A 15,043-nucleotide genomic window follows, 5' to 3' on the forward strand; every position below is an offset into this window, starting at 1 on the left:
GGATGCGGCGGCGAACTCTCCCTACTCTCACAGAGATCGCCCCCGTCGAAGCCCGTCGTAAGGAGTCCCATGTCCGAAGGGACAGGGTGCTCGACCGTGCCCCACACCGGTTTCAGGACCATGCAGGCCACTGCGGTGCTGCATCGTCGAACTGCCGGCCAACTTCAGATCCGGTACCACGGCAGAGCCATATCCGGGGCGGGCAAGGGGATGTGACCCCTCCGCATCATCGGCCCGGCACTCCCGCACCGTTCACCACGGCGACCCGGGAGTGCCGGGCTCTGCCTGGTTGTGCCGCATTCGAGAAGATTGGCATTCTGACGCCCATGACCACTGATACCAGTCGCGACTCCCGCCGCTCGACGGCGCTTTCCACACCTCCCCCGCCCCGTTGGGTGCGCTGGGCAGCCCATGCCGTCCCCCTGATCGCGCTGCCCTCGACGCTGTGGCGGTTAGCCATGGCCATCGGGGTACCGGTCGGATACAGCGACGCCGTACTGCGCACCGACTACGACCTGCCGGGCAGTGGCTACCTCGTTCTGCCCCTCATCTCGGTCTTCCAGGAACTGGCGGCACTGCTCACCCTCGGGCTGGTCAGCAACTGGGGTCTGGTGGCCCCTCGTTGGGTGCCGATCATCGGGAACAAGCCGGTCCGGCCGTGGGCGGCCGTCGTCCCGGCCACGCTCGGTGCGCTGATCATGACCGCGGTGACCTTCAGTCAGTACGTCATGTGGGACAAGGTGAACGACGGCAACCTCACCGGAATTCACCGCAGCATCATGGGCTGGTGCTACGTGCCGCTGCTGCTGTGGGGCCCGCTGCTCGGCGTGGTCACGGTCTCCTACTACCTGCGGCGGCGGCAGCGGTGAGCAACACAATGCTCATCCTGCTGGCCGCGCTCTCCCTCACCGCGCTGATGGTCGGCCTCGCCTCAACTGCCCGACGACTGCTCGGCATCGAGATCGGCAAGGGCCGCGCCGTGGTCACCGCCGGTGTGGGGCTCAGCGCCGGCACCCTTGTCAGCTTCCCGCTGCGCAATGTACAGCCGCTGGCCCTCGTCACTCTGGAGATCGGCGTCTCCCTGCTGGTGGCGATGGTGTTCCTCGCCGCCACCGAGGTGCTGATCCCGTCCGGCACCGTGCGCGGACTGGTGGGATTCCCCAAGGCACTGCGCCGCCGGCTGGCCCGCACCCGCCGGTACACACGGCTGAGCAGGATCTTCGTACGCCACGGACTCGGCCGGTTCCTCAGTGGAAAGACTCGCCGGGCTCCCGCCGAACGCGTCGTGCTCGCCCCGTCCTTCAGGCTCGCGCTGGAGGAGGCCGGGGTCACGTTCGTGAAGCTCGGCCAGGTGATGTCCACCCGGTACGACCTGCTTCCGCAGGAATTCATCGACGAGCTCAGCACCCTGCAGGACCAAGCGACCGCCGAACCGTGGAAAGCCATCGAGCAGGTGCTCCAGGAGGAGCTGGGGGCACCGATCGCCAAGGTGTTCGCGGAGTTCGAGCCCAAGCCGATCGCGGCCGGCTCGATCGCCCAGGTGCACCGCGCCGTACTGCACAGCGGGGAGCCGGTCGCCGTCAAGGTGCAGCGGCCAGGGGCCAGGGCCATCGTCGTGGACGACCTGGACATTCTCCACCGGTTCGCGGCGAAGCTGGAACACCACACCGACTGGGGTCGCAGCGTGGGGGCCACGGCCCTTGCCGAGGGATTCGCGGTGTCCCTCCACGAGGAGCTGGATTTCCGTATCGAGGCACGCAACACACTCTCCGTGGCCGCCGCCGTCGAGCAGTCCACCGGTGATTCGGTGATCAAGGTTCCCGAGGTGCACCTGGATCTGAGCAGCCGTCGGATCCTGGTCACCGAATGGCTGGAGGGCGTACCGCTGCACAGCGTCTCGGACGTTCTCGACGAGCGCGGCCTCGACCGGAACGCCCTGGCACAGGCGATGCTGGAGTGTCTGCTGGGACAGATCATGACCAGCGGGGTCTTCCATGCCGACCCGCACCCCGGCAATCTGCTGCTGCTGGAGGACGGGCAGCTCGGCATGCTCGACTTCGGCTCGGTGGGGCGTATCGACCGATCGCTCCGCTCCACTCTGCGCAGCATGCTGCTGGCCCTGCACCGAGGTGACCCTGCCGGTCTCTCCGACGCCCTGCTCGAACTGGTGGCCCACCCGGAGCAGGTCGACGAACGGAAGCTGGAGCGGGCTCTGGGGAGCTTCCTGGCGCGGCATTTCGCGCCCGGCATCAAACCGGACCGGGAAATGTTCGCGGATCTCTTCGCGATCGTGTCCCGGTACGGGATCAGCGTGCCGCCGGAGATCGCGGCTGTCTTTCGTGCGCTGGCCACCATGGAAGGTTCTCTGGAACGGCTGGTCCCCGGCTTCGACATCGTCACCCAGGCCCGCTCCTTCGCCGTGACCCAGCATCTGCAGAAGCTGCGGCCGGAGGTGCTGGGACGTTCCGTGACCGAGGAACTGCTGTCGATGCTTCCCATGATGCGCCGTCTGCCACGCCGTATCGAGCGGATCGGCAACGCCATCGAGGGCGGTCAGCTCACGGTCGGCGTACGGATGTTCAAGGATGCCGAGGACCGCAGATTCCTGCGGTCGCTGGTTCACGAGGTACTGCTGTCGTTCCTGGGCGGCATCATCGGTCTGGTCGGTGTGCAGCTGCTGCGGACCACCGGTGGGCCGAAGATCAGTGACGGTCTCGGGCTCTTCGAGCTCTTCGGCTACAACCTTCTGCTGATCAGCTGTGTACTGGTGCTGCGCGTGCTCTTCATGATGATCAGCCCGAGACAACGCTGACCGTCTCCCCGCGGAGCCCGGTTCCTCGTGGAGAGGAGCCGGGCTCCGCGCGTTGGGGACGACGGTGGCCGTCAGCGCTGGGCGGCCGCCTTCTGGTACGCCCGTCCGGCCATCGGCACCACCACGGCGATCAGTACCACCAGCACCACCAGTGCGGTGGGGATGGGGTGCTCCGCGGGGAACGCCCCGCTGGTCGGGCCCCGTTCGTTGCCGAACAGATCCCGGCTTGCGGAAACCACCGAGCTGACCGGGTTCCACTCCGCGACGGCCCGCATCCAGCCGGGCAGCCCGTCCAGCGGCACGAAGGCGTTGGACAGGAAGGCCAGCGGCATCATGATCACGCCGGACACCGCACTCACCGCCTCCACGTTGCGCAGCACCAGGCCGAGCAGAGCGCCCAGCCAGGACATCGCGAATCCCATGAGGAGCAGCAACCCGAAGCCGGCCAGGGTCTGCAGCAGACCGTTGTGTGCACGCCAGCCGATCAAGTACCCGACCAGGGCCATCACCGCACAGGTCCAGGTGACCAGGATGCCGTCCGCCACGGTCCGCCCCACCAGCACGGAGGAGCGGGAGATGGGCAGTGCCCGGAACCGGTCCACCAGACCGTTGTTGAGGTCGCCCACCACGCCTACCGCGGTGGTGGTGATGTTGGTGAGCATCACCTGCGCGAAGATGCCGGCCATGATGTATTCCTTGTAGCCACCCTGGCCGGGCACCTGCATGGCGCTGCCGAAGAGGTAGCCGAAGACGATGACGAACGCCACCGGCATCACGGTGATGCCGAGCAATTGTTCCGGCATCCGCCGGATGTGCCGCATCTGGCGGCCCACGAGTGCGAACGAGTCGCTGAGTGCCTCGGTCATGCCGGCTGCTTCTCCTTGGTCGTGGTGTCGGTTCCCGCGGCGTCCGGCGCCGACTCGGGTCCGGGCGCGGCAGCACCCTGCTTGCCGGTCAGCGCGAGGAACACGTCGTCGAGCGAGGACCGGCGTACCGCGAAGTCCTCCGGTTCGATCCCGAGCAGTTCGAGTCCGCTCGCGGCCGCGGCGATCGTGCGCACTCCCCCGGTCAGCGGTATGGAGACGGTGCGTGACCCCAGGTCCCTCAACGGTTCGCCCGGGGCGAGGGCCGCCAGTGTCCGGGCCACGGCGGGCAGATCGGCGAGCGAGGTCACCGACACCTCAAGACGCTCACCACCAACCTCCCGCTTGAGCTGGTCGGGGGTACCCTCCGCGATCACCGTGCCGGTGTCGATGACCGCGATGCGGTCGGCCAGCTGGTCGGCCTCCTCCAGATACTGCGTGGTCAGCAGTACGGTCACCCCGTCGGCCACCTGCTCCCTGATCATCTGCCAGAGCGTCAGCCGGCTGGTGAGGTCGAGGCCGGTCGTCGGCTCGTCGAGGAAGAGCACCGGTGGTCTGGCGACCAGGCTCGCGGCGAGGTCGAGGCGGCGGCGCATACCGCCCGAGTAGGTCTTCGCCAACCGGTCGGCAGCGTCGACGAGTTCGAACTTCTCCAGGAGTTCGGTGGCCCTGGCCCTGGCGCCGCGCCGGCCGAGGTGCAGCAGCACCCCGATCAGCTGGAGGTTCTCGCGCCCGGTGAGCCGCTCGTCCACCGCCGCGTACTGGCCGGCCAGACCGATGTGGCCGCGCACGTCGCGGGCCTGCGTGGCCAGGTCGTACCCCGCGACGGTGGCGTGCCCCTCGTCCGGCTCCAGGAGCGTGGCGAGGATGCGTACGGTCGTGGTCTTGCCCGCCCCGTTGGGTCCAAGGACGCCGAGGATCGTGCCCGCGGGTACGGAGAGGTCGATGCCGCTCAGCGCCTGGTGGTCGCCGTAGCGCTTGCGGAGGCCCTCCGCCGAGATTGCCGTTTCCATGACGGCCACTCCTTTTCTCAACTGATGCTGGTGTTGGGTGATGTTCAGGTGGTGGGGGATGTCCAGGTCGTGGGGGATGTTCAGGCAGTGGGGGGTGTTCAGGCAGTGGGGACTGCTCGGAGTTCCATGAGCTTCTCCAGGACGACCCTGCCGATCTCGGCCGCGGGCTCCGGCTGGAGCAGATGTCCGTGGTGCGCGGCCACCGGGTGGGTCGTGATGGCGCCCGTCACCTGCGGGCGCCAGGCGGCCACCGACTCCGCCGTCTTCCGGGCGGGATCGTCGGTGCCGACCGTGGAGACGAACAGCAGCAGGTCGCCGTCGAAGGTCCGCGGTCGGTAGCCGGCGCTGAGCTGGTGGTTGTTGATGCCGACCTTCATGAACGCGGTGATGTGCTCCTCCTCCAGGCTGCCGAGCGCACTGTCCCGGCCCCGGATGATCTCCATCACCCGCCCGTGCTCCAGCGGCCCCTCGGGCAGCTCGGACAGGTCGTAGCCAACGAAATCGAGGAGGGTTTCCAGGACGTCCCGCTCGGTGGGCATGGCGTATTCGCTGTCCTCCCACGAGGCGTCGTACGGCGTCTGGTCCAGGTTGGCCAGCAGTGCGACCCGCTCCCCCGCCTCGGTCAGCCGGGTGGCGATCTCGTGCGCCACCAGGCCGCCGAAGGACCAGCCCACGAGGTGGTAGGGACCGGTCGGCTGGACCGTGCGGATCTGCTCGATGTAGTCGGCCGCCATCTCCTCGATGCTCGTCGCGATCTGCTCCTTTCCGTCGAGGCCCCGGGCCTGGAGCCCGTACAGCGGGTACTCGGCCCTGATGTGTTTCAGCAGGGGCGAGTACGGCCAGCTGAGCCCGCCCGCACCATGGACGCAGAAGAGCGGCGGGTGTTCGCCTCCGGTACGCAGCGGCAGCAGCACCTCGAAGCCGTCGCTGTCCGAGCCGGTGCCGAGCCGGTCGGCCAGCTGCGCCACCGTCGGCGTTTCGAAGATGCCTCTGTTGCTGAGCTTCACGCCGAGCACCGAGCGGATCCGGCTGACCAGCTGGATGGAGGTGATGCTGTCGCCGCCCAGCTCGAAGAAGCTGTCGTCGATGCCCACCCGGTCCGCCTTGAGCACCTCGGCGAAGAGCCCGCAGAGCACCTCTTCCTGGGCGGAACGCGGGCCTCGGCCGCCCGCGGACAGGTCGTGGCCCGGCGCCGGCAGGGCTTTGCGGTCGAGTTTGCCGTTGACGGTGAGGGGGAGTGCGTCGAGAACGACGAACGCGGAGGGAACCATGTAGTCGGGCAGTCTCGCCGCGACGTGGGCCCGCAGGACATCGACAGCGAGAACCCCGCCGGGTACGGCGACAAGATAGGCGACCAGCCGTTTGGCACCGGGCTGGTCCTCCCGCACGACCACCGCGACCTGGCCCACCGTGTCGTGGCCGCCCAGAACGGTCTCGATCTCACCGAGCTCGATCCGGAATCCGCGCACCTTCACCTGATCGTCCGTACGGCCCAGATACTCCAGCTCACCGGTACGGGTCCACCGCACCACATCACCCGTGCGATACATCCGGGTGCCCGCCAGGCCGTGCGGGTCGGCGACGAACCGCTCCGCCGTCAGTCCCGGGCGACCGAGATAGCCCCGGGCCAGCCCCGCACCCGCGACATACAGCTCCCCCGCCACCCCCGGCGCCACCGGGCAGAGCGAACCGTCCAGAACGTAGGTACGGGTCTGGGGAATCGCCGTGCCGATCGACGGCACACCGGATCCGGCCGCCAGCGGCGCGGACATCGTGGCCACCACCGTGGACTCGGTCGGACCATAGGCATTGACCATGCGCCGGCCCGGCGCCCACCGGTCCACCAGCTCCGCCGACGTGGCGTCGCCTCCCACCACCAACGACCGGAAAGACGGAAAACCGCCCACCGGAACACTCGCCAGAGCAGCCGGCGGGATCAGCGCATGACTGATCCGTTCCGACTCCAGCACCCCGGCAAGCACCTCACCGGCCAGCGGACCCGGCGCGGGCACCACCAACGTGGCACCCGCCGCGAACGTCATCACCAGTTCCAGCACCGACGCGTCGAAGCTCGGCGAGGCGAACTGCAGCACCCGGCTCTCCGCGTCCACCGCCAACCGCTCCACCAGCGCCGCAGCAAAACTCGCCACACCGCCGTGCGCCACCACCACGCCCTTGGGGCGGCCCGTCGACCCCGACGTATAGATCACATACGCCGCGCTCAACGGCGAGACCACCACCCCCGGCCGGGCCGTCGGCAGTTCCTCCCCGAGCACCGGAAGTTCCCGCAGTACCGCCACCGGACGCGCATCGTCGAGCATGTACGCGATCCGCTCCGCCGGATAGTCCGGGTCCACCGGCAGGTACGCCGCTCCCGCCTTCAGCACCGCAAGCTGCGCGATCACGATGTCCACGGAGCGCGGCAGCACCAACGCCACCACACCCCCAGGACGCACGCCCCGGCCCATCAGCCAGTGCGCCAGCCGGTTCGCCCGCTCCTCCACCTGCGCGTACGACAGCACCAACCCCTCGGCCGCCACCGCCGGAGCATCCGGCAGGCACTCCACCCGGGCCTCGAACAACCCGTGGAACGACACCGGCTCCACCACCTGCCGCGCACCTGCCCACGGCCCGAGCACCAGCTCCCGCTCGCCGGACGACAGCACCTCCACCGCGCTGACCCGTACCCCCGGATCGGCGCCCACCGCCTCCAGCACCCGTACCAGCCGTCCGGCGATCTCCTCCACCGACACCCGGTCGAAGAGATCGACCGCGAACTCCACACTCCCCGCCAGGCCGTCCGGCGTCTCGGCGAACTGGAACGAGAGATCGAACTTGGCGGCGTCGAAGCTGATCCTCTCCGGGGAGATCCGGAGCCCGTCGAGGGTGAGGGCAGCCTCCCCGGTGTTCTGGAAGGCGAGCATGACCTGGAAGAGCGGGTGGCGGGCCATGGAGCGGGCCGGGTTGAGGACCTCCACCAGCCGCTCGAAGGGCACGTCCTGGTTCGCGTACGCCGCCAGGTCCGTCTCCCGGACCCGCTCCACCAGCTCACGGAACGACGGATCACCCGACAGATCCGTACGCAGCACCAGCGTGTTCACGAAGAACCCGACCAGATCGTCCAACGCCTCGTCCGTACGCCCCGCGATGACCGTACCGACAGGAATGTCCTCACCCGCACCGAGCCGCGACAGGAGTGTCGCCATCGCCGCCTGGATCACCATGAACAGGCTGCTGCCTGTGCTGTTGGCCAGGTCCCGCAGCCTCTCGTGGGTCTGACCGGAGATCCGGAAGCCGACGGTGTCGCCGCGGTGGCTCATCTCCGCCGGACGCGGACGGTCCGCGGGCAGCGTCAGCTCCTCCGGCAGCCCCGCCAGCGCACCCCGCCAGTAGTCCACCTGCCGCGACAGCTCACTCACCGGATCGTCCTCGGCACCGAGAACCTCCCGCTGCCACAACGTGTAATCCGCGTACTGCACCGGCAGAGCGTCAAACTCAGGCACACCACCCGACACACGAGCCGCGTACGCCACACCCAGATCACGGGCCAGAGGCGCCAGCGACCAGCCGTCACCCGCGATGTGATGCACCACCACGAGCAGGACGTGCTCGGTGTCCGAGATCCTGAACAGCTGTGCGCGCAGGGGAATCTCCTCGGCGAGATCGAACCCGGCGGCGACCGCCTCCGCCAGCTCTCCCCCGTCGAAGTCCACGATCTCCAGCGACGGCCGCGTCTCCTGGGCCGGGAGAATCAGCTGGTGCGGCCTTCCGTCGACGTCGGGGAAGACGGTGCGCAGGCTCTCGTGCCGGGCTGTCACGTCGCCGAGCGCCGCCTCCAGCGCGGCGGCGTCCAGGGCGCCCGTGAGACGGACGGCCAGCGGCATGTTGTAGGTGCCGCTGCGCCCCTCGAAGCGGTTGAGGAACCACAGCCGCCGCTGCGCGGACGACAGCGGGATCTCCTGCGGCCGCTGGCGCACGGTCAACGCCGTGCGGGCCCGTCCGGCATCGCCGAGCCGCTCGGCGAGCGCCGCTGCGGTCGGCGCCTCGAAGAGCGTACGGACGGCGAGTTCGGCGCCGAGCACCGAGCGGACGCGGCTCACCACCCGGGTGGCGAGGAGCGAGTGGCCCCCCAGGTCGAAGAAGCCGTCGTCGATGGAGACCTGTTCCAGACCGAGGACTTCCGCGTAGATGTCGCACAGCGCCTTTTCCTGGGCGGTACGGGGCGCCCGGCCGTCGGCTCCGGTGCGCGGGGCGGGCACCGGCAGGGCCTTGCGGTCCAGCTTGCCGTTGACGGTGACCGGAAGCCGGTCAAGAGCGACGAAGGCGGCCGGGACCATGTAGGCGGGAAGCCGTCCGCCGAGACGCAGCCGCAGTTCGTCGGCGTCGGGCATCCGGTGGCCGGCTGCCGGTACGGCGTAGGCGACGAGTTCCCTGATGCCGGGACGGTCCTCGCGGACGATCACGGTGGCCTGGGCGATCTCGTCCTGGGTCACCAACGCACTCTCGATTTCGCCGAGTTCCACCCGGAAGCCGCGGATCTTCACCTGGTCGTCCACCCGGCCGATGCAGTCGATCCGGCCGTCCCTCGTCCAGCGGGCCAGGTCACCGGTGCGGTACATCCGGGTGCCCGCCGGGCCGTACGGATCAGCGACGAACCGTTCCGCGCTGAGCCCCGGCCGGTTCAGATAACCGCGGGCCAGACCGGCTCCGGCGAGATACAGCTCTCCCGCCACACCGGGGGCCACCGGCTGCAGACCCGGGTCGAGAACGTACGCCCGGTAGTTGTCCAGGGGCCGTCCCACGAGCACCCGGCCGGCCTCTGTGACGCGCTGACCGAGAGCGTCGACGGTGGCCTCGGTGGGTCCGTACAGGTTGTGGGCGACGAGCCCCGGGGTGTCCGCGAGCTCCGTGCGCAGGGTTTCGCCGAGCGCCTCGCCGCCCAGGCTCACGATCGACGGACGGATCGACTCGTCGGCGGTCAGCCCGAGTTCGTGGAGCTGCTGGTAGTGCCCGGGCGTGGTGTCGAAGTGGTCGATTCCGCCCATCCGCCGGGCGTAGGCGTACAGGGCGGCGGCATCGTGCCGGGTCTCCTCGTCGATGAGGTGCAGTTCGTGTCCGGCCATCATCCACAGCAGCGGGTCGAAGGAGGCGTCGAAGGAGAGCGACGCGACCAGCGCGACGCTCAGTCGGCGGTCGCCTGCGCTCGCGATCTCCGGTGCGTACAGCCGCCCGACGTGGTCGTGGAAGAGGTTCACGATGCTGTGGTGCTGAACGGTCACGCCCTTGGGCCTGCCGGTGGAGCCCGAGGTGTAGATGATGTACGCGGCGTTGTCCGGGCGCGGCCGATCGCCCGGGTCGGCGTCCGTGAGGTTCTCGGTGGACAACCCGGCGTCGAGGGCGTGCAGTTCGGCCGGGTCGCGGAGCACCGCCACCGGACGGGCGTCGTCGAGCATGTGAGCGATGCGGTCGGCCGGATAGCCCGCGTCGACGGGTACGTAGACCGCGCCCGCCTTCATCACGGCGAGAAGCGCCACGATGTACTCGGCCGAACGGGGCAGCTGGACCGCGACGGGCTGTTCGGCCCGCACCCCGAGCCGGGTGAGGTGCCGGGCCAGCCGGTTGGCCCAGGCGTTGACTTCGGCGTAGCTGAGGCGGGTGTCCTGGAACACCAGGGCGGTGTCGCCGGGGGTGCGGGCGACTTGCTGCTCGAAGAGGCCGGAGAGGGTGCCGGTGGGGAACGTGCGGGCGGTGTCGTTCCAGTCGACCAGGATCCGCCTGCGCTCCTCGGCCGTCAGGACGTCGCAGGAGGACAGCTTCCGGTCCGGGTCGCTCACCAGCTCCCCGACCAGCCGCACGAACCGGGTCGCGAGGTCCTGCGCCGTCGAGCGGTCGAAGAGGTCCGTGGCGAACTCGATGCCGCCGCCGATACCCACCGGGGCTCCGGCCTCGTCGAACCGCTCCGCCAGGACCATGGACAGGTCGAAGTGGGAGGTCTTGAGGCCCACGGCTCGGCCGGTGGCGCTCAGGCCGCCCAGGTCGAGGGTGGCCTCCGCGTTGTTCTGGAAGGAGAGCATCACCTGGAACAGGGGGTGGCGGGCCAGCGAGCGCTCGGGGTTGAGAGTCTCGACGAGCTGCTCGAAGGGCACGTCCTGGTTCGCGTACGCCGCCAGGTCCGTCTCCCGGACCCGCTCCACCAGCTCACGGAACGTCGGATCACCCGACAGATCCGTACGCAGCACCAGCGTGTTCACGAAGAACCCGACCAGATCGTCCAACGCCTCGTCCGTACGCCCCGCGATGACCGTACCGACAGGAATGTCCTCACCCGCACCGAGCCGGCCGAGCAGCGCGGCGAGCGCGGCCTGCGCCACCATGAACACACTGGCACCGCTCTCCCGGGAGAGGGCGGCCAGCCGCCGGTGCACACCTGCGGGGATGTCCAGGTCGACGGTGTCGCCGCGGTAGCTCGTCTCCGGGGGCCGCGGGCGGTCGGTGGGCAGGGCGAGTTCTTCGGGGACCCCGGCGAGCGCGGTGCGCCAGAAGTCGATCTGCCGGGACAGTTCGGTGCCGGGCTCGCCCTCGTCTCCGAGCACCTCGCGCTGCCACAGGGTGTAGTCGGCGTACTGGACCGGCAGCGGCTGCCAGCCGGGGGCCACGCCCGCGCACCTGGCCCGGTACGCGTCGCCGAGGTCGCGGGCGAGCGGGGCCATGGACCAGCCGTCGGCCGCGATGTGATGCACGACGATCATCAGCACGTACTCGCTGCCGTTGAGCGCGAACAGGCGTGCCCTGAGCGGGGGTTCACGCGTGAGGTCGAACTCCTTGCCGGCGAATGCCGCGAGAGTCAGCTCCAGATCGTCCGCGTCGACGCCGACCACCGGGAGCGTGGGGGTGGCCTGCTCCGGGTCCAGGATCAGCTGGCGGGGACGCCCGTCACTCTCGGGGAAGACCGTGCGCAGACTCTCGTGGCGGGTCACCACGTCGGCGAGCGCCGCACGCAGCGGCCCCACCCGGAGTTCACCGGAGAGCTGTACGGCCAGCGGCAGGTTGTAGCTGCCGCCTGCGTCCTCGAACCTGCCGAGGAACCAGAGGCGTCGCTGTGCGGGCGACAGCGGTATCGCCTCGGGGCGCGGCCCCGCGGAGAGCGCCTTGCGGGCCCGTCCCGCAGTGGCGATCCGGTCGGCGAGGGCGGCCACCGTGGGAGCCTCGAACAGGGCCCGCACCGCGAGCTCCACGCCAAAGGCGGTACGGACCTGGCTGACCAGGCGGGTGGCGAGCAGGGAGTGCCCGCCGAGATCGAAGAAGCCGTCGTCGATGGAGACCTTCTCCAGGCCGAGGACGCCTGCGAAGAGGCCGCACAGCTGGGCCTCGCCGGCGGTGCGCGGCTCCCGCCCTGCGGCGACGGTGACGTCCGGGACGGGGAGGGCTCGGAGGTCGAGCTTGCGGTTGCGGGTGAGCGGGAGCGCGGCGAGGGGCACGAAGGCGGTCGGCACCATGTAGTCGGGCAGGATGCCGTCGAGATGGGCCCGCAGAGCGTCGGCGCCCGGCACATGGCATCCGGGCACCGGTACGAGGTAGGCGGCGAGGATCGTGATCCCGGGCCGGTCCTCCCGCGCGACGACGGCTGCCCGCCCGACCGAGGCGTGCGTGGTGAGCGCCGCCTCGACCTCGCCGAGCTCGATGCGGAAACCGCGGATCTTGACCTGGTGGTCGCTGCGTCCCAGGTAGTCCAGTTCACCGTCAAAGGTCCAGCGCACCACGTCGCCGGTGCGGTACATCCGGGTGCCCGCCGGGCCGTACGGATCGGCGACGAACCGTTCCGCGCTGAGCCCCGGCCGGTTCAGATAGCCGCGGGCCAGCCCCGCTCCGGCGAGGTACAGCTCACCGGGGGCGCCGGGCGGCACCGGTCGCAGCGCGCCGTCGAGCACATACGTCCGGGTGTTGCGGACGGGTCGGCCGATGGTGGGCCGGTCGGGCCAGTCGTCGGGGTCCGCGGGCAGGGTCGTCGCGGTGACGACATGGGTCTCGGTCGGTCCGTAGTGGTTGTGCAGGACCCGGCCGTTGCCTCGGTGGAAGTCGCGTATCCGCTTGCTCAGTACGAGCGCCTCGCCCGCCTGGGCGAGATGTCCGAGCGCGGGCAGCTCCAGGCCCTGACCGCTCGCCTCCTCGCAGAGCGCGTCGATGATCAGGTTGGGTGCGTACACCTCGTCGATCCGCTGCTCGTCGAGCCAGCGCACGAAGACGGCCGGGTCGCGCCGGGTCTCCTCGTCGGGGACGACGAGGGCGCGCCCCGAGAGGGTGGTGGAGAGGATCTCCTGTGCGGACACGTCGAAGCTGATGGCGGTGAACTGGGCGGTGCGCACGCCCGGTCCGCCCGGCAGGGCGTCCTCGTGCCAGGCGACGAGGTTGGCGAGGGCACCGCCCGGCATCACCACGCCCTTGGGCCGCCCGGTGGAGCCCGAGGTGTAGATGACGTAGGCGGGGGTCTGCGCCGAGAGCGGCGCGGTGCGGTCCTCGTCGGTGAGGTCGGATTCCTTCTCGGCGGCGAGCAACCGGGCCGTTCCGGGAGTGTCGAGCACCAGGTGCGGTACGTCGCCGCCGGGGACGGCTGCGGTGATCTGCGCTGAGGTGGTGCTGTCGGTGAGGACGAGGACGGGCCGGGCGTCGGCCAGTACGTGGGCGATGCGCTCGGCCGGGTAATCAGGGTCGATGGGCAGATACGCAGCGCCCGCCTTGAGCACCGCCCAGAGGGCTACGATCTGCTCGGCCGAGCGGGCGACGGCGAGCGCCACGGTCCGTTCGGGTCCGACACCGCTGCCGGTCAGAACGCGGGCGAGACGGTTCGCACGGGCGTCGAGTTCGGCGTACGAGAGGCAGGTGTCGCCGTGCTGGACGGCCACCGCGTCGGGGTGGCGGTCGGCGGTCCGGCGGAACAGGGCGGGCAGGGTGACCGGTTCGGTGGCGTGCGCGGTGTCGTTCCAGCGGTCGAGGACCAGGGCACGGTCCTCGGCGGTGAGGAACTCCAGCCTGCCGACGGGGGTGTTCTCGGCTCCGTCCAGGGCTGCGAGCAGGCGCAGCACCCGGTTTCCGACGGCGGTGACCTCGGCGGCGTCCAGCACATCGGCGCGGTAGCTCAGATCCACGGCGAGAGTGGTCCCCACGTGAACCATGAGGCTGAGCGGATAGTGGGTGCCCTCGTGGCTGCGGCCGTCGACGACACCGAGGCCGCCGGCCGACCTGCGCAGGCCGTCGGTGTCCACCGGGTAGTTCTCGAACACGAGCAGGGTGTCGAAGAGTTCCCCTCCCACGGAGGTCATCCGCTGGAGGTCGGAGAGGCCGAGGTACTGGTGGTCCATGAGGCCGGCCTGCTGGTCCTGGAGCCGCTCCAGGAGAGCGCCGACCGTCTCGGCCGGGTCCAGCCGGACCCGTACCGGAAGGGTGTTGATGAAGAGCCCGACCATCGACTCGATGCCCGGTATCTGCGGGGGCCGGCCGGAGACCGTACCGCCGAACACCACGTCCTGACGGCCGGTCAGCTGACCCACCACCATCGCCCACACCGCCTGCACCACGGTATTGACCGTCACCCCGCGCGAACGCGCCCACCTGGCCAGCGCCGCCGTCCGCTCCTGCGAAAGCTCCAACCGCGTCTGTACCGGCGTGACCGGCTCACGGGAAGAATCGGGGGCGACCAGCAGCGTCGGCTCCTCCAACCCGTCCAGCACCTGCCGCCACGCGACCTCGGCCGCCCCACGGTCCTGCGCAGCCACCCAGCCGAGATACTCCCGGTAAGGAGCGACCGGGGGCAGCGCGCTCTCGTCGGAGCCCTCGAGGAACAGCCCGTACAGCTGGAACAGTTCACCGACCAGCAGCGCCCTCGACCAGCCGTCGAGCAGGATGTGATGGGCGGTCAGCAGGAACTGGAAGCGTCCTTCCCCGAGGGTGAGGAGCGTGAACCGGACCAGCGGCGGGCGCGCCGGGTCGAACCGGCGTGTCCGGTCCTCGGCCGCCAGCCGGTCGGCCTCGGCCGCGCGGTCGGCCGTCGGAAGTCCCGACAGGTCGGTGCAGGTCCAGTTCGGTGCCACCTCGAACGGGATGAGCTGCACCGGCTCGCCGTTCTTGCGGTAGCGGAAGGCGGCGCGCAGCCCCGAGTGCCGGCGCAGCACGGCGGCACAGGCGGAGCGCAGCGCCTCGGGATCGAGTCCGCCCTCGATGTCCAGGATGAACTGCATGGTGTAGACGTCCGGGCCCTGCGCGTCGTACTGCGCATGGAACAGCAGCCCCTGCTGGAGCGGGGAGAGCGGGAGGATGCCCTCGAGCCGCGGCTTCGACGTAGTCATTTCGCTTTTCTCCAC

Annotated in this window: 5 protein-coding genes; 2 read left to right on the top strand and 3 right to left on the bottom strand. The window is 70.0% G+C overall.

The genetic code is table 11. The features are described from left to right. Positions 1-326 precede the first annotated feature (326 nt). Together OG897_RS19800 and OG897_RS19805 are read left to right on the top strand one after the other, a co-directional pair. Positions 327-869 (top strand): hypothetical protein, encoded by a 543-nt coding sequence (locus OG897_RS19800; RefSeq protein ID WP_266658528.1) that lies wholly within the window; start codon positions 327-329, stop codon positions 867-869. Beyond that, positions 866-2,812, top strand: coding sequence for an AarF/ABC1/UbiB kinase family protein (locus OG897_RS19805; RefSeq protein ID WP_266658529.1), 1,947 nt, complete (start codon positions 866-868; stop codon positions 2,810-2,812). The genes OG897_RS19800 and OG897_RS19805 overlap by 4 nt, the downstream gene beginning before the upstream one ends. Before the next feature lie 71 nt (positions 2,813-2,883). Here OG897_RS19805 and OG897_RS19810 read toward each other — a convergent pair whose 3' ends face one another. The 3 genes from OG897_RS19810 to OG897_RS19820 form a co-directional block, all read right to left on the bottom strand. Continuing rightward, entirely contained in the window at positions 2,884-3,678 is a 795-nt protein-coding gene (locus OG897_RS19810) for an ABC transporter permease (RefSeq protein ID WP_266658530.1), read from the bottom strand. Then, complete coding sequence (locus OG897_RS19815) at positions 3,675-4,688, bottom strand: ATP-binding cassette domain-containing protein (RefSeq protein ID WP_266658531.1); 1,014 nt, start codon at positions 4,686-4,688, stop codon at positions 3,675-3,677. The genes OG897_RS19810 and OG897_RS19815 overlap by 4 nt, the downstream gene beginning before the upstream one ends. A 98-nt stretch (positions 4,689-4,786) precedes the next feature. Further along, positions 4,787-15,028, bottom strand: coding sequence for a non-ribosomal peptide synthetase (locus OG897_RS19820; RefSeq protein ID WP_266658532.1), 10,242 nt, complete (start codon positions 15,026-15,028; stop codon positions 4,787-4,789). Positions 15,029-15,043: the final 15 nt, after the last annotated feature.

Source organism: Streptomyces sp. NBC_00237, assembly GCF_026342435.1.
Classification (GTDB): domain Bacteria; phylum Actinomycetota; class Actinomycetes; order Streptomycetales; family Streptomycetaceae; genus Streptomyces.

Excerpts from the sequence above, each read along its gene's own strand:
- OG897_RS19810 (WP_266658530.1), bottom strand. The coding sequence starts at position 3,678 with ATGACCGAGGCACTCAGCGACTCGTTCGCACTCGTGGGCCGCCAGATG.
- OG897_RS19800 (WP_266658528.1), top strand. The coding sequence starts at position 327 with ATGACCACTGATACCAGTCGCGACTCCCGCCGCTCGACGGCGCTTTCC.
- OG897_RS19815 (WP_266658531.1), bottom strand. The coding sequence starts at position 4,688 with ATGGAAACGGCAATCTCGGCGGAGGGCCTCCGCAAGCGCTACGGCGAC.
- OG897_RS19820 (WP_266658532.1), bottom strand. The coding sequence starts at position 15,028 with ATGACTACGTCGAAGCCGCGGCTCGAGGGCATCCTCCCGCTCTCCCCG.